Annotated in this window: 27 protein-coding genes; 16 read left to right on the top strand and 11 right to left on the bottom strand. The window is 38.0% G+C overall.

The window, feature by feature from the left end; translation table 11 throughout:
• Positions 1-49 precede the first annotated feature (49 nt).
• The 7 genes from csaA to NST02_RS00380 all read left to right on the top strand — a co-directional run bounded on the left by csaA (position 50) and on the right by NST02_RS00380 (position 3,497).
• The gene (csaA, locus tag NST02_RS00410; RefSeq protein WP_095311642.1) at positions 50-379 is read left to right on the top strand and encodes a chaperone CsaA; all 330 of its coding nucleotides are present in this window, start codon (positions 50-52) and stop codon (positions 377-379) included.
• Entirely contained in the window at positions 360-1,145 is a 786-nt protein-coding gene (locus NST02_RS00405; protein WP_212934177.1) for a GNAT family N-acetyltransferase, read from the top strand. Before csaA ends, NST02_RS00405 begins: the two co-directional genes overlap by 20 nt.
• Positions 1,146-1,281: 136 nt before the next feature.
• Positions 1,282-1,506, top strand: a complete 225-nt coding sequence (locus NST02_RS00400; protein ID WP_212934178.1) for a helix-turn-helix transcriptional regulator — start codon at positions 1,282-1,284, stop codon at positions 1,504-1,506.
• Complete coding sequence (locus tag NST02_RS00395) at positions 1,493-1,870, top strand: permease (protein WP_212934179.1); 378 nt, start codon at positions 1,493-1,495, stop codon at positions 1,868-1,870. The genes NST02_RS00400 and NST02_RS00395 overlap by 14 nt, the downstream gene beginning before the upstream one ends.
• Before the next feature lie 18 nt (positions 1,871-1,888).
• Positions 1,889-2,077 (top strand): hypothetical protein, encoded by a 189-nt coding sequence (locus NST02_RS00390; protein WP_137744424.1) that lies wholly within the window; start codon positions 1,889-1,891, stop codon positions 2,075-2,077.
• Positions 2,078-2,169: 92 nt separating this feature from the next.
• Positions 2,170-2,925, top strand: coding sequence for a vWA domain-containing protein (locus NST02_RS00385; RefSeq protein ID WP_340947601.1), 756 nt, complete (start codon positions 2,170-2,172; stop codon positions 2,923-2,925).
• 74 nt (positions 2,926-2,999) lie between these two features.
• On the top strand, positions 3,000-3,497 hold the full coding sequence (locus NST02_RS00380; RefSeq protein ID WP_095311656.1) for a YbaK/EbsC family protein: 498 nt from the start codon (positions 3,000-3,002) through the stop codon (positions 3,495-3,497).
• Between the two features lie 229 nt (positions 3,498-3,726).
• On the opposite strand, the gene NST02_RS00375 is transcribed toward NST02_RS00380, so the two are convergent.
• The 3 genes from NST02_RS00375 to NST02_RS00365 form a co-directional block, all read right to left on the bottom strand.
• A complete protein-coding gene (locus NST02_RS00375; protein ID WP_340947599.1) occupies positions 3,727-5,274 on the bottom strand; it encodes a Vga family ABC-F type ribosomal protection protein in 1,548 nt (515 codons plus the stop codon).
• 316 nt (positions 5,275-5,590) lie between these two features.
• Complete coding sequence (locus NST02_RS00370) at positions 5,591-5,731, bottom strand: DUF3934 family protein (protein ID WP_095311662.1); 141 nt, start codon at positions 5,729-5,731, stop codon at positions 5,591-5,593.
• A gap of 85 nt (positions 5,732-5,816) precedes the next feature.
• Positions 5,817-6,194 (bottom strand): SET domain-containing protein, encoded by a 378-nt coding sequence (locus NST02_RS00365; RefSeq protein ID WP_137744421.1) that lies wholly within the window; start codon positions 6,192-6,194, stop codon positions 5,817-5,819.
• A gap of 231 nt (positions 6,195-6,425) precedes the next feature.
• On the opposite strand from NST02_RS00365, the gene NST02_RS00360 reads away from it, so the two are divergent.
• The 6 genes from NST02_RS00360 to NST02_RS00335 all read left to right on the top strand — a co-directional run bounded on the left by NST02_RS00360 (position 6,426) and on the right by NST02_RS00335 (position 11,136).
• Positions 6,426-6,806, top strand: coding sequence for a GntR family transcriptional regulator (locus NST02_RS00360; protein WP_095311667.1), 381 nt, complete (start codon positions 6,426-6,428; stop codon positions 6,804-6,806).
• Positions 6,803-7,702, top strand: a complete 900-nt coding sequence (locus NST02_RS00355; RefSeq protein ID WP_340947591.1) for an ABC transporter ATP-binding protein — start codon at positions 6,803-6,805, stop codon at positions 7,700-7,702. Before NST02_RS00360 ends, NST02_RS00355 begins: the two co-directional genes overlap by 4 nt.
• Complete coding sequence (locus NST02_RS00350; protein WP_340947588.1) at positions 7,683-8,423, top strand: hypothetical protein; 741 nt, start codon at positions 7,683-7,685, stop codon at positions 8,421-8,423. Before NST02_RS00355 ends, NST02_RS00350 begins: the two co-directional genes overlap by 20 nt.
• Positions 8,420-9,067, top strand: coding sequence for a hypothetical protein (locus tag NST02_RS00345; RefSeq protein ID WP_340947587.1), 648 nt, complete (start codon positions 8,420-8,422; stop codon positions 9,065-9,067). The genes NST02_RS00350 and NST02_RS00345 overlap by 4 nt, the downstream gene beginning before the upstream one ends.
• Positions 9,068-9,149: 82 nt before the next feature.
• The gene (locus tag NST02_RS00340) at positions 9,150-10,253 is read left to right on the top strand and encodes a mechanosensitive ion channel family protein (RefSeq protein WP_340949973.1); all 1,104 of its coding nucleotides are present in this window, start codon (positions 9,150-9,152) and stop codon (positions 10,251-10,253) included.
• A gap of 79 nt (positions 10,254-10,332) precedes the next feature.
• Positions 10,333-11,136 carry a dimethylarginine dimethylaminohydrolase family protein gene (locus NST02_RS00335; protein ID WP_212934184.1) on the top strand — a complete coding sequence of 268 codons (804 nt, stop codon included), beginning with the start codon at positions 10,333-10,335 and terminating at the stop codon, positions 11,134-11,136.
• 502 nt (positions 11,137-11,638) lie between these two features.
• Here NST02_RS00335 and NST02_RS00330 read toward each other — a convergent pair.
• The gene (locus NST02_RS00330) at positions 11,639-12,655 is read right to left on the bottom strand and encodes a DUF1646 family protein (RefSeq protein WP_095311677.1); all 1,017 of its coding nucleotides are present in this window, start codon (positions 12,653-12,655) and stop codon (positions 11,639-11,641) included.
• Between the two features lie 308 nt (positions 12,656-12,963).
• Between NST02_RS00330 and NST02_RS00325 the strand changes: the two genes are divergently transcribed.
• Positions 12,964-13,284 (top strand): antibiotic biosynthesis monooxygenase, encoded by a 321-nt coding sequence (locus NST02_RS00325; RefSeq protein ID WP_095311679.1) that lies wholly within the window; start codon positions 12,964-12,966, stop codon positions 13,282-13,284.
• A 679-nt stretch (positions 13,285-13,963) separates the two neighbouring features.
• On the opposite strand, the gene NST02_RS00320 is transcribed toward NST02_RS00325, so the two are convergent.
• The 4 genes from NST02_RS00320 to NST02_RS00305 all read right to left on the bottom strand — a co-directional run bounded on the left by NST02_RS00320 (position 13,964) and on the right by NST02_RS00305 (position 18,189).
• Positions 13,964-14,524 carry an FAD-dependent oxidoreductase gene (locus tag NST02_RS00320; RefSeq protein ID WP_095311681.1) on the bottom strand — a complete coding sequence of 187 codons (561 nt, stop codon included), beginning with the start codon at positions 14,522-14,524 and terminating at the stop codon, positions 13,964-13,966.
• 225 nt (positions 14,525-14,749) lie between these two features.
• Entirely contained in the window at positions 14,750-17,344 is a 2,595-nt protein-coding gene (gene adhE / locus NST02_RS00315) for a bifunctional acetaldehyde-CoA/alcohol dehydrogenase (protein ID WP_340947581.1), read from the bottom strand.
• Between the two features lie 53 nt (positions 17,345-17,397).
• Positions 17,398-17,631, bottom strand: coding sequence for a hypothetical protein (locus NST02_RS00310; RefSeq protein WP_095311685.1), 234 nt, complete (start codon positions 17,629-17,631; stop codon positions 17,398-17,400).
• Between the two features lie 300 nt (positions 17,632-17,931).
• Positions 17,932-18,189, bottom strand: a complete 258-nt coding sequence (locus NST02_RS00305) for a hypothetical protein (protein WP_340947579.1) — start codon at positions 18,187-18,189, stop codon at positions 17,932-17,934.
• A gap of 98 nt (positions 18,190-18,287) precedes the next feature.
• On the opposite strand from NST02_RS00305, the gene NST02_RS00300 reads away from it, so the two are divergent.
• Together NST02_RS00300 and NST02_RS00295 are read left to right on the top strand one after the other, a co-directional pair.
• The gene (locus tag NST02_RS00300) at positions 18,288-19,145 is read left to right on the top strand and encodes a VOC family protein (protein ID WP_137744409.1); all 858 of its coding nucleotides are present in this window, start codon (positions 18,288-18,290) and stop codon (positions 19,143-19,145) included.
• A gap of 89 nt (positions 19,146-19,234) precedes the next feature.
• A complete protein-coding gene (locus tag NST02_RS00295; protein ID WP_340947576.1) occupies positions 19,235-20,080 on the top strand; it encodes a hypothetical protein in 846 nt (281 codons plus the stop codon).
• 228 nt (positions 20,081-20,308) lie between these two features.
• Here the strand turns inward: NST02_RS00295 and NST02_RS00290 are convergent, their stop codons facing one another.
• The 3 genes from NST02_RS00290 to NST02_RS00280 all read right to left on the bottom strand — a co-directional run bounded on the left by NST02_RS00290 (position 20,309) and on the right by NST02_RS00280 (position 22,705).
• Positions 20,309-20,743: a Dps family protein gene (locus NST02_RS00290; protein ID WP_095311694.1), complete on the bottom strand. Its 435-nt coding sequence runs from the start codon at positions 20,741-20,743 to the stop codon at positions 20,309-20,311.
• A 117-nt stretch (positions 20,744-20,860) separates the two neighbouring features.
• Positions 20,861-21,451 carry a YqaA family protein gene (locus tag NST02_RS00285; protein ID WP_095311696.1) on the bottom strand — a complete coding sequence of 197 codons (591 nt, stop codon included), beginning with the start codon at positions 21,449-21,451 and terminating at the stop codon, positions 20,861-20,863.
• Between the two features lie 87 nt (positions 21,452-21,538).
• On the bottom strand, positions 21,539-22,705 hold the full coding sequence (locus NST02_RS00280) for an FtsW/RodA/SpoVE family cell cycle protein (protein WP_095311698.1): 1,167 nt from the start codon (positions 22,703-22,705) through the stop codon (positions 21,539-21,541).
• Between the last annotated feature and the right edge of the window lie 82 nt (positions 22,706-22,787).

Below are 22,787 nucleotides of genomic sequence, written 5' to 3'. Positions count from 1 at the left end.
CTTCATTTTGCTCACTTCATTAAAATGAAAGTCATAGGAGGAGATAAAAATGGCAACGATTGAAGATTTTATGAAGTTGGATTTGCGTGTCGGTACGATAGTAAAGGCGGAGCCGTTTCCAGAGGCACGAAAGCCAGCGCTTAAATTGGAAATTGATTTTGGTGAACTAGGAATCAAACGCTCATCTGCACAAATTACGAAACGGTATACCCCTGAACAGATCATCGGACGACAAATAGTAGCGGTAGTCAATTTTCCTCCGCGGAGAATTGCCGGTTTTAAATCAGAAGTATTGGTACTTGGGGGAGTTCCAGAGGCAGATGATGTCGTGCTGTTGAGTATCGATGAGGAGGTTCCAAATGGGACACCGGTTGCCTAAAAAGGAGTCCCATTTAGAATTGATAGAATTAGATACGGAATTTCTCGAAGGAATGGGGAGCTATTGTTTAAGAAGCAAGAAGAAATCAACGGGATACATAAATAAAAATAAGTGGTTGAATGCTCAATTTGAAGAAGGATTAAAATATATTCAGTTACTTGAACATAAGAAACAAGTCGGTTTTATTGAATATACGGAATCACAACATTCTTCCAGAGTTGTTCATGCTGATAACTATTTAGTGATCCATTGCTTATGGGTAAGCGAAACAGGTAAAGGCTACGGCAGTAAATTGCTTCATAGATGCCTTGAAGATGCCAAAAAAGAGTCTAAATATGGTGTAGTTGTAGTGACCAACTCCCACACTTCCTGGACACCAAGCAAGGACATTTTTTTGAAAAATGGTTTCACATTAGTGGACACAGCTCCATATAACTTTGAGTTACTCGTATATCAGTTTGCTAAAGACGCACCACTGCCAGTCTTCCCGACCAACTGGGATGAGAGGTTAAAGAAATTCACTGTTCTTACGATATTACGCTCTTTTCAATGTCCTTATGTTGAGGTTGCGACCGAAAACATAAAAATAGGGGCACAAAAATTAGGACTAGATGTGAAAATGATCGATTTTAAAGATAGGACAGAATTAATGGAACTGTCGCCAACTCCTTATGGGATTTTCTCCGTTGTATTTAAAGGCGAGCTCATTTCATTTCATCGGTTAACGATTCATTCAGTCATGAAACGTATAAAGGAATTGTTATAAGAAAACCTTGATTACCCCGGACATTCTTGAGTTTAGAGTTGTCAAAGCTCTGAACTTTTTTATTGATTGAATGTAAAGGAAACTTGACGTAAAGTTTATTTTACATTTATACTAAAAGTAGGGTAGGTGGTTGTTATTGAAAAATCATGTAGTTGAATATCGAAAAAAATATGGTTTGTCCCAAGATCGTCTTGCTGAAAAATTAGGGGTTTCAAGACAGACGATTATTTCGATTGAAAAGGGAAAATACTCGCCTTCGCTTCCACTTGCATTTCTGCTTGCTAAAACGTTTAATACCACGATTGAGGAATTATTTGTTTTTGAAGAAGAGAAAAGGGGGAAAAGAGATGCGAAACAATAGAATCTTGTTTTTAATTCTCGGCCTGTTCTTTTTTGCCATTGGAGGCTTGCTATTAGTTACCAATCTTGTGGCAGATGAACCGTTTCATACAAGCTTTTTATTAATGTTTGCGCTGACAGTAATGTGCTTTTGCTTAAGCTATCTTTCACCACATTTTCAGCAGAAGGATGAGCGGATGAAGCTGATAAGAGAAAAAGGGATGTTCTTTTCTGTAATTGCTTTAATGGTGTACTTAATTATTTTTAATTTAGGTTTGCAAATAGAATTTTTTACATTGGCTGCCAATGAATTACTGCATATTTTAACGGCATTAATTATCTGTACCGTATTTATCTCATTCGTTGTTTATTCTAGAATCTACTAAATTGGAGGGATTTATGTCATGGGAGGTTACTTTCTGCTAGCGATTGTCATTATTGGAATCTTCATTGGACTAATGATCACGCGAAAAGAATCGACTGAAAATAATGGCCTGAGTAAGAGAGGGCTAATGAAACTATTAATTTTGCTTGCGTTTATATTTATTTGTGTTGTTGTCGTAGTATTTTTAACTCCAGAAAGCTGGTTATAATTTTTTTAGGAAAAAAGCATCAAATTAGCACTACTTTAATTCCTTTATTTTACTTTGCGCTATGATGGAAGAAATATGGGAGGAGGAATAAAATGGCGACAATTGACTTGCAAAAGAAAGCAGTAAAAATTATTTTGGAAAAAAAGAAATTGATGACAGTGAGAGCCCGAGTCGGATTGGTTCTGGATATTACAGGTTCAATGCGAACTTTATACAAAAATGGTACGGTTCAAAAAGTGGTGGAGCGCATACTTGCGGTTGCTTCACAATTTGATGATGATGGTGCTTTGGATATTTGGGTGTATGACAACGAGTTTTCGAGATTGAAACCGGTAACGGAACGGGATTTCGAAGGATATGTAAATCGGCACATTCTTGAGAATGAACTGATACATAAATTTGGAAGAAATGATGAACCGCCTGTGATGAAGGATGTTGTCAAGAAATATACGGAGGAGGAGATAAGTGACGACCCTGCTTTTATTGTTTTTATTAATGATGGTGGTTGTCAAAAATCGATTAAATCGATCATTGAAGGGACGTCTATTAAACCACTATTTTGGCAATTTGTTGGGATCGGCAATGGTAATTTCGATTTTTTGCGAAAAATAGATACACTTGAGGGCCGCTTTGTTGATAATGCGAACTTTATTCATATTGAAGATGTCGATGCTATCTCTGATGAACAACTCTATGATATGCTTCTGACTGAATTTCCGAGCTGGATTAAGGAAGCAAAGGAAAAAGGAGTATTAATAGAAAAAAAGGAAGAGCAGGAGCCGTTAGTAAGCGAAAAGCCTGACACGCAAGTGAAAAAGGGATTTTGGAGAAGACTGTTTGGCCGTTAGCATTAATGTTCACAACGATTGCTTCACTGCATTAAAGCGTGTTATTATATGGTAAAAAGCTGGGAGGGAGCTCGATGTCATTAGAAAGTGTATTAGAACATTTTAAGAAATGGAATCGGGATACAGATGTGCAAATTTTTGAACAATCGAGTGCAACTGTCGATATGGCTGCGGAAGCCATTGGGGTCATTCCGGCTAGGATTGCCAAAACCCTTTCTTTTCGAGGAGAAGGGGAGCAAGCGATTCTTGTGGTCGCTGCTGGAGATGCGAAAATAGACAACAAAAAGTTTCGCAAGACTTTTGGTTTTAAAGCTCGGATGCTATCTCCGGACGAAGTATTTGCACAAACTGGACATAAGATCGGTGGAGTTTGTCCTTTCGGTTTAGCGAATAATTTGGATGTTTATCTTGATGTTTCGATGAAACGCTTTGACACCTTATTTCCAGCATGCGGGAGCACAAATTCAGCGATTGAACTTTCGTGTGAAGAAATTCAGGAATACGCAGGAGCACAGGATTGGGTTGATGTCTGTAAAGGCTGGACGGATGAATCAGCGGTAGCAATATCATGAATAATAGACTTTTGGTCAAACAAAGGTGATCGGACGGAATTCCCGATCACCTTTGTCATTGCTATGAGTTAAGGTGAATAACCGGATTAATTACCTGAAGCCTCCATAAGTGGCTTGCACCGTAGTTGCCGTAAAAACAGCCAATAATCGCTTGGCCGACGATGAGCATGAAGAAAAGCGCTTTTGTTCATCATGGCAGGGACCATTTTTCGCCATGCGCTTTTGTTCTTTACTTCTCTAACGCTTTTCTTTTACTAGCCAGCAATCTTTGGAATTCTTGTTCGAGTTCGGCACTCGGTTCAATGCTTAATCTGCTCAACACTTCAGTGATCTTCGTTTCCAGAAGGAGAAGATTATCTTCTTCTTCTGAGCGTGGCTCATAATTTTTGAATTCCTGATATGTGCCTTCGAATACACGGAGCTCTTCATTTTCTATCGTCAATATTCTTGTTGCAATTTTTTCAATGAAGCGGCGGTCGTGGGAGACGAAAATGATTGTTCCTCTATATTCCATCAGCAAGGACTCCAATGCTTCAACGGCCTCGATATCAAGAAAGTTGGTTGGTTCGTCCAGAATAAGTGTATTAATATTACTGACGAATAACTTGGCGAGGGCGACTTTGACACGTTCGCCGCCACTAAGAACTTTAACTTGTTTGTAGACATCCTCCCGGAAAAAATGGAGCCGTGCTAAAACGATGCGGATGAAGGTCTCCGTTTGCTCGGATGAAATTTGTACATTTTCTAAAATCGATTTTTCAGAATCTAAAAGATCGATTGTTTGACTGAAATAACCATATTTTACAGCGGGTGAAAGCGTGATTCCGACGTCATTTTCAATGATTTTCTTCAGTAACGTCGTTTTCCCGCTTCCATTTGCTCCAACGATGGCTAGTTTGTCACCGCCGCGCACCTCGAAGCTCGCTTTTTTCCAGAGAACACGGTTGACAAACCCTCCTGCTACATTGAGGACACGGAGGATCGTTCTGCCAGTGAAGGCTTCTTCGTTAGGCAATGCCATCTGTATGGGGGAAGTTTCCTTGATTTTTTCCACCTTTTCGAGTTTTTCCAATCTCGTTTCAATTGATTTCGCAACTGCTTGCAACTTTTTTTGTTTTTTGGCAAAATACGGCTTCACCTTTTTCGACTCAATTCCTTTTTTCGGTGCTTTTGTTGCGCGTGCTGCCTTCTTTTCTTTTAAAATCAATGCTTCTTCCAATTGTTTTTTCTTTTGTTCATATTTTTCATAGGCTGCTGCATGGCTCCGTAATTCAAGCTCCTTCTGCTCCAAATAGTCCGAATAATTGCCGTTGTACTCTTTAATGCAACCATTTTCAAGCTCCCAAATCGAGGTGCAGAGGGCATCTAAAAAGGCTCTGTCATGGGATACCAAGAGGATGGCGCCTTGCCAGGCTCTCAACTTTTTTTCTAACCATTCAATATGCTCTGTATCTAAATGGGTAGTCGGTTCATCTGCTAACAATATTTCCGGATTTCTCGCCAGTGCCTCAATAATATATTCTTGCGTCACTTCACCACCACTTTTAGTGGTGTTAGAACGCTTGAGCTGAGGTAAAAGCTCACATGTGCTATTCAGTTGGATCATTCCTTCTTCAGCCTGTTTTTTTCCTGCGAGCACCTCTAATAAAGTGGTCTTACCAGTTCCGTTTTTGCCAATCAGGCCGATGCGCTCATCTTGATTAACTTGAATGCGCTCAATATCTAATAATAGTTGATCCTTGATATAAAACTTTATGCCAATCGCTTCTAAAAGCATACGATCATCTCCATTGCAAAAGTATGAGGAGACAAAAAACGCCTCCTATATTCAGAATAGGAGGCGCATGGCTGCGCAAAGAAGCTGTCGTTGTGAGGACAACAACAGGAAATCTAATCCTATTCTGAAAATCTAAATTGAAGACAACACAAAAAGCAGCCGAGTCACTGTGTTTTTTGAAACCTTCAATTCGTCTTTTCGAAAAATAGGATTAGAACTTCATGTTTATTGGGTCACCCTCTCGTTATTGGTACTTTAAAAATAATTGATTTTTGAATTACTGTCAAATGGAATTTGTCTTTCATGTGATGACGGTTTATTCTGAGTTTTCCTTTCGAATCTTCGTGCCTTTACTTTTATAAGGCTTCGCACTTTTTGCTTTGTTTGCACTAGCCTGCCAGCGATTCCAGCCCTTTTTTCCTGTTCCGCGACCTGTTCCACCTTTTCCTTTGCTCATAGAATCAACTCCATTCTTTTGTTAGCGTGAAGTTTTTGGCGGTTGGCATATTTCGCATTTCCGCTGATGATTGTTTTTGAAGATTTTAGCCTTGATCAAACCATAATCGTTCTTTGTCATCGACATCACCGTTGTAATTAATTAAAATCTCATCTCCAGCCTTGATATCTTTAAAAGCATAGAACTCAAAAGTGTGATTTTCAAAATTAATCTCATAAATGGCATTCGGTTCATATGAATGATTGAAAAGCATACCATACCCTAACAGAATTGCTGAATGATTTTTTCCATACTCAAAAGCATAATCGGCAAGAATCGTTTTTTCGATATGCTCATGCTGATCATTTGGGTATGAAATAACAGGGGCCTCATGCAGAAGCGTTCCTTTTTTAATATCTCTTGTGGCAAAAACTCCTCTATTGAATTCTCCGTTACTCAGCGGAGATGTTTTTACTTCGATCATTTGTCCACCTACTCGCTTTTAAGTATTCCTCTAACTTTACCATTAAATTGTTCGTTGAGCCATAAGGAAAAAATTTACCAGTCAGTTGCAAGCTTATATTTTTGCGAACAGCAATATTTCCAGAAAATTTTCGCATTCTTAGTTTTTTCTCGATAAGCACTTGAAATGTTGAGAAAATTATTATATAGTACATTACATCAGTAATGCACCAATTTAGAAAGGAGGCGGCCCATGATTTTTAATCCTGACGATACAAAACCAATATATGTTCAAATTGCTGAATGGATTGAAACAGAAATTTTAAACGGACACTTTCAAAGTGATGAAAAAGTGTATTCTCAATATCAACTGGCAGAGATGTTCACAATTAATCCAGCTACAGCGGCGAAAGGACTCAACCTTTTAGCGGATGAACAAATTCTCTATAAAAAGAGGGGGTTAGGCATGTTTGTTACGACTAATGGAAAGGAAATCATTGTGCATAAACGAAGAAGCGGTATTTTAAAGCAGCTCGTTCAGGAGCTCGTTTTAGAAGCAGAGCGATTGAACATTAGTGAATCTGAATTACTGGAAATGATAAATGCCGCACGAAACAAGGAGGGAAGTCAATGAATGTAATCGAATGCAAAGGTTTAACAAAAGCATATTTTCGTAAAAATGTGCTTGACGGACTTTCATTTACCATTGAGGAAAATAAGATTACAGGATTGATTGGTCGAAATGGGGTCGGAAAGACAACCCTTGTAAAAATACTTGCTGGTTTGATTAAGGAAACATCCGGTGAAGTGAGAGTATTCGAACAGCATCCGTTTAATAACCTCAACACATCAGCAAATACAATCTTGGTTGATGATCAAATGTTCTTCCCGCCTGCTCTACAGCTTCATGAATTACTAGAGGTGGCACAAAGCTTTTACCCAAATTGGGATATGGAACTTGCGCGTCGTCTGTTTCAATACTTCGGCTTTGAACCGAGTCATTATCATCAGACACTTTCAAAGGGAAGAACAAGTACGTTTAATATGATCGTTGGATTAGCTTCTAGATGTTCATTGACGATATTAGATGAACCAACGACGGGAATGGATGAGGCAGTAAGAAAAGATTTCTACCGTGCTCTTATGAAGGATTATCTTGCTCACCCTCGAACCATTTTGATTTCCAGCCACCATTTAAATGAGATTGAGGATATTCTTGAGGATGTGCTGCTTATTAAAAATGGGAAAACACTGTTACATGAGTCTATTTCCGACTTGAAAGAATGGGCAATTGCTCTTCAAGGCGCTTCCACTGTCGTGCAAAAATGGCTTGAAGAGCGCAACTGTATCTTTCAGCGCCAAGTAGGCAAGGACACGTTGTACGCTGTTGTAAGAGATGATTTTACAAAAGAGAACAAAGAGGAGGCGCTAAGAGGTGGAGTAGAATTTATGCCTGTAAAGGCTAGCGATCTATGCGTCTATCTTACGAATGATATGAAAGGGGGGATCGATGATGTCTTCGAACGTTAGTTTAATGGAAACGGTAAAAAAACAGTATGCATTTAAAATGAAAGCTTATATAGATGCATTTAGTTCCCTCGTCGGCATACAATTTATTGCGTTTTTATTTTCTCTTGGCGGTGGTTCATCTTCAATGTCGACATCAGACGGATATCACTTTGAATTGAAGTTTTACTCTGCTGACCTCGTGATTATTTTTACGTTGATTTGGATCTTTGTAACGGCGATTACGATTACAACAAAGCCTTATCGATATCAAGATTTCACATTTGTGACGAATCGCATGAGCAGCAGTCTCTCCAATATCCTTTTTTTACTTTCTGCTAGCTTGTTAGGGGCATTTACTGCGGTTCTATCGCGCTTTTTAATTCAAGCTGTCGCCTATTTTCTTTTAAAGGAAGATTTATATGTTGCTTCCATCATGACGAATGAAATGATGATCGGGATAACAGTCAGCTTACTCTATATTTTTTGGATTAGCTCGATCGGCTATTTCGTCGGTGCGTTAGTTCAAGTTCATAAAGGCTTCGCTTTGTTAATCCCTGTTATTGTAATTGGTTCCTTGTTTTATGATGGATTTATGCAAAGAGATGCCATGATGCTGACACTGTTTCAATTTTATTTTTTAGAGTCATCGATTGTCCTGTTTGCGATTAAGACGTTGATTACGACTGCGGTACTCTTTTTTGCATCAATTGCTATTCTCAATCGAATGGAGGTAAGACGATGACTTTCGCTGCACTTATCCCAATGGCTGTCATAGTTGCACTACCGCTGCTCTTTTTTATCGTTCGTGTAAAAAAGAAAGTAACCCATTGGCTTTTAGTCGTTTATATCGGGGTACTACTTCTGTCTTTTGTTGCTGCCTTCTTTATTAAATCAGAAGCACTCGAGATAACGGACAGGCCGAGAGATGATCTATATTATTTGCTAAACAGTGGAGAAATTTACGCTAAAGGTTCGAACCTCCTCCTTAAGGAAGATAGTTTTCCGATAGAAGGAGAGAAGGTAAGAGTAACTTCTTCCCACGGTGATGAAGGTTCTTCTGTTTATATTGAAAGAAAAGCGGAAGATGATCAGAAAATGGATGTTCTTGCGTATGGGAGTTTTTCGATCGCAAAGTTAGATGTTTCAGAAGATATTGTTTTACCTGCTGTTCAACTGAAAGATGAGACTCTTACGATTGTCTATCCGGAATATCAGGATTTGAAAACGTCTATTGTCATGAATGAATTTACGATTGAGCAATTTACTGGAAATACAAAATTCAATTCCGAATTCCAAATAGATGGTCCCATTTTGTTAATACGTATTCCGCCCGATCTTGAGATAGAAGCCGATTCAACAACGGAGTTGAACTACATTGACGAGTGAAGGTGATCGATTTTTCGACAACAATGAGGGTTTGCGTTAAAATAATGGGATGACAGAAGTATGACGAGGAAGTTGATGTATGATACATTGGAAACAATTGTTAGAGTACGAATTTCTATTGGATGTAGGCATTTCCACAGGGATCTTTCTGCTGTTTTTAATCTTTAGAAAACTTTTCGCAAAATATGTGTTTTCTCTCCTAATGAAAATGAGTAAAAAGGCGCCGACAGAGTTTCTCTCCCATGTATTTCTTTCGTTTGAGAAACCGATACAGTGGTTATTTCTCGTTTTGGGGGCATATATAGCTATTGATGTTTTTCCATATTTAAAAGCGGATCAAGGTCTTTTTCTAAAAATTTTTAAAGCGTCGATCATTTTTTTCTTTAGCTGGGGATTGTATAATCTTTCCTCAAGTTCATCCCTGTTACTTACAAAAATGAATAAACAATTCAATATGGAAATAGATGAAATTTTAATCCCATTTTTATCGAAAGCAATACGAGTAGTAGTTGCTGTTATAAGCTTCAGCATGATTGCTCAAGTGTTTGAATATGAGGTGAGTGGCTTAGTTGCTGGTTTAGGATTAGGGGGATTAGCCTTTTCACTTGCAGCCAAAGATGCTCTTGCCAACCTATTTGGGGGAATCGTGATTATTACAGAGAAGCCCTTTTCGATTGGTGATTGGATTATGACGCCAAGTGTCGAAGGTACTGTTGAGGAGATTACTTTTCGAAGCACGAGAGTTCGTACATTTGCCCAGGCGGTGGTGACGGTTCCGAATGCTACGTTGGCGAATGAAAATATTACAAACTGGAGTGAAATGGGGAAACGGCAAATTACTTTCCAGTTAAGGGTTATGCACAATACACCAAAAGAAACGCTTCAAGCAGTGGTTGAAAAAATTGAAGCGTATTTGAAAAATCATAAGGGAGTTCATAAAGAAACCATTTTTGTGAAATTCGATCAATTTTCAGAAAATGGGTTGGGGATTTTTCTATACTTCTTTACAAATACGACAATTTGGGGAGAGTTTCTCGCTGTTAAAGAGGAGATTAACTTTGCCATATTGGAAATTCTTGAAGAAGAGCAGGTATTGCTTTCAATACCAAGTAGAAAATTGTATGTTGATTCTGAGAATAGCAGCAGTCAACATTTTTCTACGTTGCAAAAAGAAAGTTCAAATTAATTTTTATCTTAAAAAATCTTCTAATAACTCCTTTGAAGTTTGGTTACATTAGTAGCACGAACGATAAAGGGGTTTTTTTATGTCGACAATACGCTGTTTGAATGAGTATGCTCCATTAAAAAAAGTTGTCGTGTGCGAGCCAAAGTTTCTCATGCAGCCAAAGTCTATGACTGTAAGTATCGATTTGGCGATCAAGGAGCATCATCATTTTGTGTCAACGTTAAAAACGAGCGGCATAGAAGTTATCTCACTGCCGCCTGTAAGTCAGTTCCCCGAACAGGTTTTTACACGCGATACAGGCTTTGTTTTAGGTGAAGAGTTATTTATAGCAAACATCGAAAATTATAGTCGCCAAGGGGAAGAAAACTATTTAAAGGAGCAGCTTACAGAAGCAGCTATTCCATATCAAATAATACCGAAAGGCAAAATGGAGGGTGGGGATGTAATGATTGATGGAGACACTGTGTATGTGGGGATAAGCAATCGAACGAACACGGAAGCAGCCAGACAATTGCAGCTTCTTCTTCCTAATTTTCATATCATTGAAGTGCCGTTTTCAGATGCTTATCTCCACTTAGATTGTGTTTTTAATATCCTCTCTTCTAACGAGGCAATCATATATCCGGAGGAAATACATGGGGAGAAGATAAAAGATCTGAAAAAACGGTATGATTTAATTGCTGTATCAGAGGAGGAGCAGGCGACGCTTGCAACAAATATTCTTTCATTAGGAAATAAGAAGATCATTAGCCTTCCGATAAACAAAAAAATAAACAGAGAGCTGAGACTGCGCGGTTATGAAGTTATTGAAGTGGATTTCATGGAAATGATTAAATTTGGTGGCTCTTTTCGTTGTTGTACTTTGCCTATTTTAAGACAGTAAGGATAAGGAGTGCTTAAAGAGTGGACAAAAATTGGAATAATGATAGTAATGGTCACTTTTAACTATTTAGAAGTTAATTATAACCGCTTAAATTGAAATCAACCGCTGAGATTTGGACATTCATGATTGCCTTTCAAGGATTGTTTTATATGGTGAGTGAATATAAATATCATGGATATTGGTATTTTTCAAAAGAGGTTGAACGGCGGGAGGGATTTACCTATATGATCCTGATCCCCGGTTAATATGCTTTTACGCGGTTTTTAGGAAGAAATGATTGGAGCAAATTCGTTAAATTTTTTTGGGAAAGTGGTTATTTTAATTTATGAAGCATTGACTTATTACCGAGCCATGGGTTTTTGGGAATGGTTTGTCATTGTGGCATTCGGCACAGTGTACCCAAACCTTGTTTTCATTTTGTTGGTCTATTTTAAGTGTCAGAGCGTGGGAGGCTACCAAATTCAAAATAAAAATAAGGGAAGAAAAACTTCCCCCAATCGAATTAAAAATGCTTGTCTCCAAGAAGGGCAAAAAAGTATATCGCCATCGTAATAAGTCCGAAAGGCAAGCCGAATTTTGCCCATTCTGAACTCGTAATCTTTAGCTTTCCTGATGAGATGATATTTGGGATATTGCCCGGAATTAGCATCCCACCGCTAATAATGAGACCAAGAAGAATTGCTTTAATCGTTTGATGACTCATTGATGGGCTGATTTCTGCTGCTGCTAATGTAGCGTTATCTAAAACAGATGAGATGATGTTGATCCAATACAGAACGTTTTCGTGCAGCCCTAGAATATAGGCATCAATTAACGGTTGAAATCCTGCACCTAGCAAGGTTAAGCCCATGACAAATACATATATTTTTCCAGTGCGAATGAAAATTTCTTGATACGTTTCCGGATTGTCAGAGACGAGCCGAGCTTTTTTAAATTGTGGCTGGACAAAAAGAGCGGCAACGATTCCCAACATAATAATGCCAAGAATTACTTCTCGCCCAATCAGCCCCAATAGAAAGAACATATCTTCATTCAATTTGCTCACAATAATAGTGGACAGTGGTTCTCCGATAGGTGTTAGGGCAGCCCCGAGACCAATTGAAAAGCAGGTAATAATAACAAGTTTTACTTCTGATTTCCTCTGCAAACGTAGCACGGAAACAATGATTACGAGTACGAGAGAAGCGATTATGGCTGTAATGATACTGGAGAGAAGGCCGAGCACAATGACAACAAGAGCAAAAAACAATGGATAGGGCATCGATTCGCTTATTTTTTTAATCATTATTTCTAATGGTTTTTTCAACCATTTGAATAGAAGTCCGGCAATCAAAACAGCCACAGTTATTTTTACTGGGTCCTTTATTGCTTTCATGATTAATGAAGGTTCCCATATCCCGCTTACCCACACGGCGCTGATTCCCATAAAAAATAAAAAAAATTCAAGATTCTTCTCAATCATTTTTACCGAAAAAGGAAGAAAAAGCACTAATAGTAAAATGAAAATTAACCCTGTCATGGTGACCCCCTTTCCAATTTTTTTGTCCTAAAATGATACATATGCTTGTCTTGCCGAAATATACCATTGCGTGGCAAGTACAAATATGTCCAATATAAATAATTAAGAATTACTTAGCATACAGTATAAAGGGTTTTTTTGATTAAATGAAAGGAAGTATATAGCTAAAAGCATGGTTAAAAATTTTAGATGTGTTCTGTGTCAGGTGTTTATTCAATTTTTAGTGTGATTAGTTGTAATTGAAAATGATTATCATTTATAATGGGATTATCATTCAAATGATGGATCGTTGAAAGGGGAGCTTAAATATGTTTGTGCAAATGAGGAAAACAATCGTTACTGAAGGCAATGCGGATAAAGTAGTGGAGCGTTTCAGTAGGGAAGGAATCATAGAAAAACAACCTGGTTTTATTGATTTAACGGTAATGGTTAAAAAAGTGCGTCGGGGTGATGAAGAGGTTCTTGTGCAAGTTCGCTGGGAGTCAGAAGAAGATTGGAAGAATTGGGAGAAGAGTGACGCTCACATTGCTGGCCATAAAGCAAACCTCGGACAACCGAAACCAGACTATATCGTCAGCACAGAAGGCGGAAAATATGAAGTAGTAACAGTTAAGCAAGCCGTTAAGTAGCCCGTGATTATAAAATAGCTAGAAACGAGCTAACACAATGATAGCAACGATTATAATAATCTAGCATAAATATAAGGGCACATAAAAGGGACTTATTTCTTTTTTCGAGGAGTTGGATAATGAGGAGAGACAATTGAAATAGTATAGTAAGGATGAAATCGCAAAGGTTTTGTACCCGATTTTTTTTAATTTTATGGCTCTGTTATATGTCGGTGTTGATTTTTAAGCTCATTTTCTCTCTGATTCCATACAATGAGCCTAAAATCATTTTAACAACAATTCTATTTAACAAAGCCTATTTTATATAAGGTTAAGTGGGTTTTGGGAGGTTTAAATCACTCTTTACAATTAATGGGCCAAGACCAAGGTTCTTCAATCCTTAGTTAAGTCATAATTGCTATTTTAATTACTTATTCCATTTCCCCTGTGGATGCGAGCCTCGAACGCTACTATTTTAAAATTTAATGGTATTTGATAAGAAGTTTATTCAATAATAGTGGCTTTAGTAGAGTAAAAACGACAGTGAAATTAAAAAAGCTTAGAGCCAAAAGCTCTAAACTTTTTTAATATGCTATTTACTGTTTGATCTTGTCAGTGTAATCCACTGGTTATTTGTTCTGCTATTTATGTTTTTCTCCATTGTAACTGAACCACTTCTACTTCTCTTTTCTTTACAGATTTACTTCATAATATCGTGGTCTACGTAGCGTTCGCCATTTAATTCACTGACAATATTAATCGCTACTTTTGCTCCGTCACCGGCAGTGATAATCGTATGCATGCTTACCCCTGCACATGTCCCAGCAGCCCAAATGCCTTCCACATTTGTTTTTCCAGATGGATCAACATCAAAGATTGCCTTTATTCTTGGTTCTGTACCAGGTTTTGTCGTTACGCCTGATTTTTCGCCAAGATCAACAGCCATGCCTGTAGCTAAAATTACATGTTTTGCTTCGTATTCACCACTTTCTGTAACGACAGTTAGTTGTGAGCCGTTCTTTTTTATTTCATTTGCTTCAGCTTCGACAATTTCCGCACCAAATTTCTTCGCCTGCTCTTTACCTGTTTCGACTAAATCAGGACCAGAAATGGCAGGAGCACCATAGTGATTTTCTAACCATGCACGCTTTGTCACGCTTTTTTCATTATCCAAAATCATTGTTTTCTTGCCAGCTTTTGCTGTGAAAATTCCTGCACTTGCTCCAGCAGGGCCTGCTCCAATAATTACTACATCATACATCTGCTAATTCCTCCTCAATTTTAGTAAGATGAATAACATGATTCTGCGTTTGTTTTAAATAATTTACAATCTTCTTCATCGATCATTTTAACAAATTTTTTGAAAAATAACCCAATATTTGCTTGAAGCAAATAGCATCAAAGAATTAGAAAAAAGAGAGGACTCTTTCCCATGTAATGGGCGTCCTCTCTCAGTCAGTAGAAATCTTGTATGCCTTATTTCGAATTACCAAGCTTTCCTATATATTTCAGCTAATTCAGAGACTAATGGCAGCTTAGGATTAGCAGTTGTACATTGATCCTCGAAGGCTTTTTCTGCAAGAAATTCGACTTTGCTCTCGAACTCCTTCTTATTGACGCCGTTATCTCTTATTTTTAGTGGAATGTACAATTCTTCAGCGAGCTTAATAATTGCTTGAATTAAGCTTTCCACTCCTTCTTCAGTAGTGCGGGCCGGAAGTCCCAGTGCCATCGCAATTTCTGCATAGCGTTTGTCGGCGATAAACTTTTCATATTTAGGGAACGATGCAAATTTCTTCGGCTTTGTCGCATTATAACGAATGACATGCGGCAATAAAATGGCATTAGCTCGACCGTGAGCAATGTGGAATTCACCGCCTAGCTTATGCGCAAGACTGTGATTAATTCCTAGGAAGGCGTTGGCAAATGCCATTCCTGCTATCGTTGACGCATTATGCATTTTTTCACGGGCAAGGGCATCATTGCCATTGCGATATGCTCTCGGTAAATATTCAAAAACTAGTTGAATGGCTTTAATGGCGAGACCGTCAGTGTAATCATTTGCCATAACGGATACGTATGCCTCAATCGCATGGGTTAACACATCCATTCCAGTATCAGCTGTAACATGCTTTGGAACAGTCATGACAAACTGTGGATCGACAATAGCCACATCCGGTGTCAATTCATAATCGGCAAGCGGGTATTTAATATTTGCTCTTTTATCCGTAATAACGGAGAAAGATGTTACTTCAGACCCGGTCCCAGATGTAGTTGGAATGGCAACAAATTGTGCTTTTTCACCGAGCTTTGGATATTTAACAATCCGCTTGCGAATATCAAGAAACTTTTGTTTTAGTCCAAAAAAGTCTGTTTCAGGGTGCTCGTAAAATAGCCACATTCCTTTTGCAGCGTCCATTGCAGATCCACCGCCAAGGGCAATGATGACATCTGGTTGGAAGGAAGCCATCAATTCTGCTCCTTTCATAACCGTTTCAATGGATGGGTCTGGCTCGACATCGGAGAAAATCTCGCAATGAACATAGTCAGGTCGTTTTCTTAAATAATAGAGAATTTTATCCACATATCCCAGTTTCACCATTCCTGGATCTGTAACGATTAAAGCCTTTGAAATATTGGGCATTTTTGCTAAATATTGAATGGAGTTTTTCTCGAAATAAATTTTTGGTGGAACTTTAAACCATTGCATATTGACATTCCTTCTCGCTACTTTTTTAATGTTGATTAAATGCATCGTTCCGACGTTAGTTGATACTGAATTTCCTCCATAAGTACCGCATCCAAGCGTAAGGGAAGGAATGTATGCATTATAAATATCTCCGATTGCTCCCTGTGAAGATGGGGCATTAACGATAATTCGTCCAGCCTTCATTCTTAAACCAAATTTTTTCATGACTTCTTCATTTGTTGAATGGAGAACGGCGGAGTGTCCCAGCCCTCCAAATTCTAGCATTTGTTCGCATCTAGTTAAGCCCTCTTCAAGATTTTGCACTTTATAGCAGGCGAGAATTGGACTTAATTTCTCTCTTGAAAGTGGGTATTGTGGACCGACACCTTCTAACTCGGCAATTAGAATTTTTGTATCGAGCGGAACATTTACCCCAGCCATTTTGGCAATTTTAGCTGCAGGTCTTCCGACAATATCGGGGTTAATCGTTCCGTGTGGCTCGCGAATAACTAATTTTTCAATTTTATTTTTTTCGGCTTCGTTTAAAAAGTAGCAGCCGTGTGCGCGTAGTTCTTCTTTCGCAGTGTCGTATATTTCTTGATCAAGAATAACGGCTTGTTCTGAGGCACAAATCATGCCGTTGTCAAATGTCTTCGACAAAATGAGGTCGTTAACAGCTCGATAGACATCGGCCGATTTTTCAATATAGCAAGGAACGTTTCCTGGGCCGACACCAAGGGCTGGCTTTCCGGAACTGTAAGCTGATTTCACCATCCCTGATCCGCCAGTGGCCAAGATCAGCGACACTTCTGAGTGGTTCATTAATAGCTGTGTTGCATCTAAAGATGGCTTCTCAATCCATTGAATACAATGCTCCGGCGCACCCGCAAGAACAGCGGCGTCACGCAAAGCTCTTGCGGCTTCACTGCTGCACTTTTGAGCTGAAGGGTGGAAGGCGAAAATAATTGGATTTCGCGTTTTAATCGCAATAAGCGCTTTGAACATCGTAGTGGATGTCGGGTTTGTAACAGGCGTCACGCCAGCGATGACTCCTACAGGTTCAGCAATCTCCACGATCCCTTCATGGTCGTTTTCATTTATAATTCCAACCGTTTTATCGTATTTAATATTGTGATAAATGTATTCTGTGGAAAATATATTTTTGATGATTTTGTCCTCATACACGCCACGACCTGTTTCCTCTACGGCAAGCTTTGCCAACGGCATGTGATGATCTAAACCTGCCAGGGCCATTTGTTTAACAATTTCGTCAATCATTTCTTGATCAAAGTTTTGAAATTCTTGCAAAGCACGGCGCCCGTTCTGAACTAATTGATCAACCATTTCAGCAACAGTTTGCACTTTTGGTAACTCCTTCTCTTTAATAGCCATTTAAATCTCCTCCTACATGTGAAATATTTCACAAAGTTTTATTAAAAAAAAGATTATGATTTTACACAATCTGGGTTTCTTGGAATTTTCTCAAAAGAAATATCAGTTAAAATTTTTGAGTTTTTTCTGATATGAAAAACGTGATTTTTTGTCCAAATATAAGAAGGAATGGGATCGTCATCTTTAAACATCATTGCTTCAAAATCATCACCAACCAGCTTTTCAAAATCTGCTTGAGTATAGGTTTCAGTATCTGTAGAAAAAGCTTTCCACTCACAAATGATCATTGTCTTCACTCCTTATTTGTTTATCTACATGTAGAATACCATACTATTTAAATAATAGTTTGTGAAATATTGAACAAACTTTGAATTTTTATTTTGAAAACGGATACAACAAATGATATGGGTTTTTAACGATATTCAATTTAATTGTTTTCCACGAATAGGACGATTGAAATCGATAAATAATTATTTCAATATAATATTTGTTTGGGGATTAAGTTGGGTAAATAGGGGAAAATATCATATTTCGTTCTATTTTGTGCTATGAAATTTATTATGTGAAAGGAGTAAGATGGCTTATTATTATGTTGGTGTTGATTTTTTGCTTTCACATGAAATGAACCAAACATTTTTTATCAAAGCTAATAATAAAAAAGAACCATCATTCTTTTCCGTAAATGATTGGTTCTTGTGCTTAGTCTTATACAAATGATCCTTCTTTGTTTTTGTTTTTCGTGTACGCATATCGGCAAAGGCAAAAGGGCTCCTATTCCATTCTGGGTTTCTTTGTCCCTCGCGAGCGATTTTATCACGGTATTTGCGGGCTTTTGATTTTGTCAAAGCAGATCACTCCTTACTTTTGTTAGTACCTAGTATACTAAATTTATAAGAACTACAGCAATGGAAGTTAGAGAAAAATGTTAAAGGGGCAAATTAAAATGAATTTTCATCAATCTCCAAATGTGTATGTGGAACAGGTGCATTTAAAGGTAACAAATAAAGATAGGGCTTTATCATTTTATCAGGAAATTTTAGGTTTACAGGTTTTAAAAGAATCTCGAACAATGGTTGTTTTTACTGTAGATGGAAAGACGCCAATATTGACGATTTTGGAACCTGAGCAGGTTACAGCAAAAGAAGCACGGAGAACAGGTCTATACCATTTTGCTCTGTTACTTCCAACGCGAGCAGATTTGGCGGCTTGCTTAAAGCATTTAATGGAAAGTGGTTATCCTCTACAAGGGGCTTCTGACCATTTGGTAAGTGAAGCGATTTATCTTGCAGATCCAGATGGAAATGGAATTGAAGTTTATGCAGACAGACCATCGGAAAAATGGGAATGGTCGGAGGGAATGGTCCAGATGGACACTGCTCCTTTAGATGTGGAGGAGTTATTCCAACAGTGGAATGGAGAAGTTTGGCGGGGACTTCCAAAAGAGACGATAATTGGCCACATTCATTTGCATGTAGCAGATTTGCACGCTGCCCAACAGTTTTATTGTGATGGACTAGGGTTTGATATCGTTACTCGCTATGGTGAACAAGCACTGTTTATTTCTAGCGGAAACTATCATCATCATATCGGCTTAAATACATGGAATGGGAGAGGAGCGCAACCACCTTCAGAAAAGAGTGCAGGTCTCGAGTATTTTACATTGATCTATCCAAATAAGGAAGAGATGATGCAAACAATAAAGCGTCTGAACAATCGTCATGATTCAATTCAGGTTGAAGGGGAGGAAATCAAGTTAATTGATCCGTCAGGAACTAGGCTTGTCCTCACAACAAAGGCTTGATCAAAGAAAGCTCGCATAATCTGACATGAATGTTGTATAATGTCCCGTCTTCTTCGAAAAATAAGGAGTACTAAAGAGGAGGGATACGAATGAAACGAAAAAGCAGAAATAAATATCCATTTATTTTTTTATTTGTCATCCATTCATCTCTCCTGCTATATTCGTTTATAAAAAAGAAAGATCGTAAGACGATAAGTGTATTGCTTATGGCGAATATGGGGATGGCCTATATTTTTGAGTATTTTGTGCTTCACCTATTTCGCGCTTATTGCTACAAGCCGAAAATCTTAAAAAATAACTATTTCGATAATTTTCTCGGAGCCATTTTATCACAAGCCATCTATATTCCGTTTACAGGTGTATTTTTAACGGCATTTAAGCTGAATTGGAAAATAAAGTCGGCATTTATTTTCTATTTTCATCTCGTTGAGCGGCTGTTTTTGAAGCTGAAAATTTATAAGACGAGATGGTGGAATCCGTTTCATACGTCTTCTATGCTACCGATCTTTTTTTTTCTAAGCGATAAATGGTATGAACAATTGCAGCGACGAAATCCGCTTATTCTTTTTATATCTTTATTTTTTGCCATTATGGGGACAGGTACAAATATTATTTACCTTGCCGCATTGACGGGGAATTTCCGCTTTGGAAAGGGAAGAGTACATCGGTTGGAGGAGCATTTTATTTATGCCCCATTATACAGTTTCGTACTTTCTATATTTTCAGCCTGGTCGATTCGCAAAGGTGGATGGATGGGAAAATGGAGAATTTTGATGTTTTCACTAACTGTTGATTCCATTCTTTTTCGTTCAGGGGTGGTCAAGAAGAATTTCTCTATTCCATATTTGAATGTCATTATTCATGTCTTTATGGTTCTTATGTCTACAGTTTACGAACGACTGATTTACAATGGGGTGGAAAAGGAAAATCACTAAACATGAAGGCGTGCTAGTTTGTCTTGATGCTTTGGCGCATTTTCTACTTCATGAAGCGATAGAAAAAGTCCATTCATGGAAACAGAGGACATTTCAGCATAAGTGAAAGGCTTTGGAAATCTTGGCTTTACACGAGATGTGTCCCAAATTTTATCAACAATGTGATTTAACAGAGACAAAAATAAAAGAGTCGGTGATTTAACTCACTGACTCTTTTTCTGTTTTGCGTTATTCTCCTAAGTAAGCGTTTAGCATCCAAATATGTGTGTCAATTTTTTCAATTAATCCAATAGCTAAGTCGTTAGTATTGACGTCATTTTGCGCTTCAGCTAAGGATGCTAATTCGACTAATTGCTCTTTAATTGCTTTGTAATCAGAAACTAGGGCAGCAACCATTTCGCTTGCCTTTTCTTCATTTCCTGTTTCTGATAATGTTGCGGTTTCTAAGTATTCTTTCATTGTTGCAACAGGTCGTCCACCGATAGCAAGTAAGCGCTCAGCAATTTCATCAACAGTTAAGGCAGCTTCGTTGTATAGCTCTTCAAATTTTTCATGTAGTGTAAAGAATAGGGGCCCTTTTACATACCAGTGGTAGCGGTGAAGCTTTGTGTATAAGATGCTCCAGTTAGAGATTTGTACATTTAAAGCGGTTTGTAAATTCATTTTAACATTCCTCCTATTTCTTTTATATACTAATTATAACAAATACTAAATTAAAATCAATACTTAATTATAATAATTTTTTATTTATAATAATTATAAATAAAAACCCTTAAATGTTTACTTAAGGGTTTTTTTATGGTTGTGTTTTTGGAGATAAAGAAAAATGAAATACATGGCTACAATCGCAATCGCTCCTACGATCGTGATCATGGCAAAATTCTCATCGATGAAGGTTTTTGCTTGCGCACCAAGGAACAGGATGAGTAACGCTTCAGCAAAGAAACGGGCGCCTCTCCCAATAATTGACCATACGACGAGTGTGCGGAGACGAATACGAGAGACACCAGCAAAAATGGTAAAGATTTTATAAGGGACAGGCGTTAATGCCGCCATTAGTATTGCCATCGGGCCATACTTTGTAAAGTAATGTTCAACCTTTTGAACTTTATCCTCTTTGAATAGATAAGTTAACACGGGTCTCCCGAGTTTTTTTCCAATATACCATCCTAATAAGGCCCCTATTACAGAAGTAAGTGTGGTAATAAAGGCGTAAAATAGAACGCTGTCTGGTTTTGCAATCCCCATGGGAATGAGCAAGACGTCAGGTGGAATGGGAAAAAAAGAAGAGTCTGCAAATGAAACGAGTGCGAGCCCCCAGATCCCATATTCCATAAGCCATTCTTCAATTGTATGAATCAATTCTGACATTATTAGGCCCCTTAAGAGTGTTGTATGTTGTAATTGCTAATTAAATAACGGTTTAAATTTCCGCTTCTACTTCTGTCATAACGATGTTTATTTTGCTGAGCCAAACATATATGATTTATGATGATACCGTATACTGAAAATGAGTCCCATCGCAAACATGTTTGCCATAAGGGAGCTACCCCCAGAACTTATGAATGGAAGTGGTATCCCGGTAATTGGTAACACTTGAATGGTCATTCCGATGTTTTGGAAAACATGGAAGGCAATCATACTGATCACACCGACACAAATATACGTATTAAATGGATCGTTCGTGTCAAGTGCTGTCTTAGTCAGGTGATAGATGAGAATGAAAAACAATCCGATCACAAGGCTTGCCCCTGCAAAGCCGTATTCTTCACCAATAACGCTAAAAATGAAATCGGTATGACTCTCTGGAATATAAACAACTCTTTCACCAAAGCCCTTCCCGGTAATTAGCCCTGAGCCAATCGCTTGCAGTGATTTATACAAATGGTAGCCTGCTCCACTTTGGTAACTCTCTGGGTCAAGCCAGGAATAAATCCGATTGTATTGATAGGTATCAATATGTTTTTCCAATAGCTCTGGATAATGGATGACAATATAAAAAACTGCTGCCACGAGAGCGGCTCCTGCTGAAAAAACAGGTAAGAGAATTTTCCATGTCATTCCGGAAATAAGAATCATTCCTACGAAAATTGCAATGATTACTAATGCAGTTCCTAAATCTTGTTCTGCAATAAGAGCGAGTGGTGGCAATGTCGCCAACCCAAGTTTAATAAACAGAATAAAATCGGTTTTAGACGTTTTAAGTGGATTTTTTTCATGATGATCAGCAATCAACTTACTTAATGTAAGAATTAAAAAGATTTTCATGAATTCCGAAGGCTGGATTGAGCCCAATCCAGGTATAACAAACCAGCTTTTTGCCCCGTTTCTAATCGGTGTAAAATCTGAAGGGGGTAACAGGTATAGTACAACTAAAAGTAAAATTCCAAATCCGTATAAATACCAGCTTAGCTTGCGATATTGATAACTATCAAAAAACATCACGATTGCGATAATGATGGCCCCGATAACATAATAAGCAATTTGTCGTAAAAAATAATTTTCAATGTATTGTTCCGTTGTTTGAGCGCTATATATGGCTGCGCAGCTAGTAAGAAAGAACAATAGCAAAATAAAGCTTAATGTCCAGTCAAACTTTTCAGCAACCTTATTCTTTTTATCCATTGTTCCAACACCTAGTCTCTTTTATTCTCCCTATACTTCTATGTCTATTCTTTAATATTAACAGAGATAACCTCGAAATAGC

It is taken from the genome of Robertmurraya sp. FSL W8-0741 (genome assembly GCF_038004005.1).
GTDB classification, from domain to species: Bacteria; Bacillota; Bacilli; order Bacillales; family Cytobacillaceae; genus Robertmurraya; species Robertmurraya siralis.
This window is presented reverse-complemented; position numbering and strand designations above follow the sequence as displayed.

Coding starts and splice junctions, on each gene's coding strand:
- csaA (WP_095311642.1), top strand. CDS start 50: ATGGCAACGATTGAAGATTTTATGAAGTTGGATTTGCGTGTCGGTACG.
- NST02_RS00405 (WP_212934177.1), top strand. CDS start 360: ATGGGACACCGGTTGCCTAAAAAGGAGTCCCATTTAGAATTGATAGAA.
- NST02_RS00395 (WP_212934179.1), top strand. CDS start 1,493: ATGCGAAACAATAGAATCTTGTTTTTAATTCTCGGCCTGTTCTTTTTT.
- NST02_RS00390 (WP_137744424.1), top strand. CDS start 1,889: ATGGGAGGTTACTTTCTGCTAGCGATTGTCATTATTGGAATCTTCATT.
- NST02_RS00385 (WP_340947601.1), top strand. CDS start 2,170: ATGGCGACAATTGACTTGCAAAAGAAAGCAGTAAAAATTATTTTGGAA.
- NST02_RS00380 (WP_095311656.1), top strand. CDS start 3,000: ATGTCATTAGAAAGTGTATTAGAACATTTTAAGAAATGGAATCGGGAT.
- NST02_RS00375 (WP_340947599.1), bottom strand. CDS start 5,274: ATGCTTTTAGAAGCGATTGGCATAAAGTTTTATATCAAGGATCAACTA.
- NST02_RS00370 (WP_095311662.1), bottom strand. CDS start 5,731: ATGAGCAAAGGAAAAGGTGGAACAGGTCGCGGAACAGGAAAAAAGGGC.
- NST02_RS00365 (WP_137744421.1), bottom strand. CDS start 6,194: ATGATCGAAGTAAAAACATCTCCGCTGAGTAACGGAGAATTCAATAGA.
- NST02_RS00360 (WP_095311667.1), top strand. CDS start 6,426: ATGATTTTTAATCCTGACGATACAAAACCAATATATGTTCAAATTGCT.
- NST02_RS00355 (WP_340947591.1), top strand. CDS start 6,803: ATGAATGTAATCGAATGCAAAGGTTTAACAAAAGCATATTTTCGTAAA.
- NST02_RS00350 (WP_340947588.1), top strand. CDS start 7,683: ATGATGTCTTCGAACGTTAGTTTAATGGAAACGGTAAAAAAACAGTAT.
- NST02_RS00345 (WP_340947587.1), top strand. CDS start 8,420: ATGACTTTCGCTGCACTTATCCCAATGGCTGTCATAGTTGCACTACCG.
- NST02_RS00335 (WP_212934184.1), top strand. CDS start 10,333: ATGTCGACAATACGCTGTTTGAATGAGTATGCTCCATTAAAAAAAGTT.
- NST02_RS00330 (WP_095311677.1), bottom strand. CDS start 12,655: ATGACAGGGTTAATTTTCATTTTACTATTAGTGCTTTTTCTTCCTTTT.
- NST02_RS00325 (WP_095311679.1), top strand. CDS start 12,964: ATGTTTGTGCAAATGAGGAAAACAATCGTTACTGAAGGCAATGCGGAT.
- NST02_RS00320 (WP_095311681.1), bottom strand. CDS start 14,524: ATGTATGATGTAGTAATTATTGGAGCAGGCCCTGCTGGAGCAAGTGCA.
- adhE (WP_340947581.1), bottom strand. CDS start 17,344: ATGGCTATTAAAGAGAAGGAGTTACCAAAAGTGCAAACTGTTGCTGAA.
- NST02_RS00310 (WP_095311685.1), bottom strand. CDS start 17,631: ATGATCATTTGTGAGTGGAAAGCTTTTTCTACAGATACTGAAACCTAT.
- NST02_RS00300 (WP_137744409.1), top strand. CDS start 18,288: ATGAATTTTCATCAATCTCCAAATGTGTATGTGGAACAGGTGCATTTA.
- NST02_RS00295 (WP_340947576.1), top strand. CDS start 19,235: ATGAAACGAAAAAGCAGAAATAAATATCCATTTATTTTTTTATTTGTC.
- NST02_RS00290 (WP_095311694.1), bottom strand. CDS start 20,743: ATGAATTTACAAACCGCTTTAAATGTACAAATCTCTAACTGGAGCATC.
- NST02_RS00285 (WP_095311696.1), bottom strand. CDS start 21,451: ATGTCAGAATTGATTCATACAATTGAAGAATGGCTTATGGAATATGGG.
- NST02_RS00280 (WP_095311698.1), bottom strand. CDS start 22,705: ATGGATAAAAAGAATAAGGTTGCTGAAAAGTTTGACTGGACATTAAGC.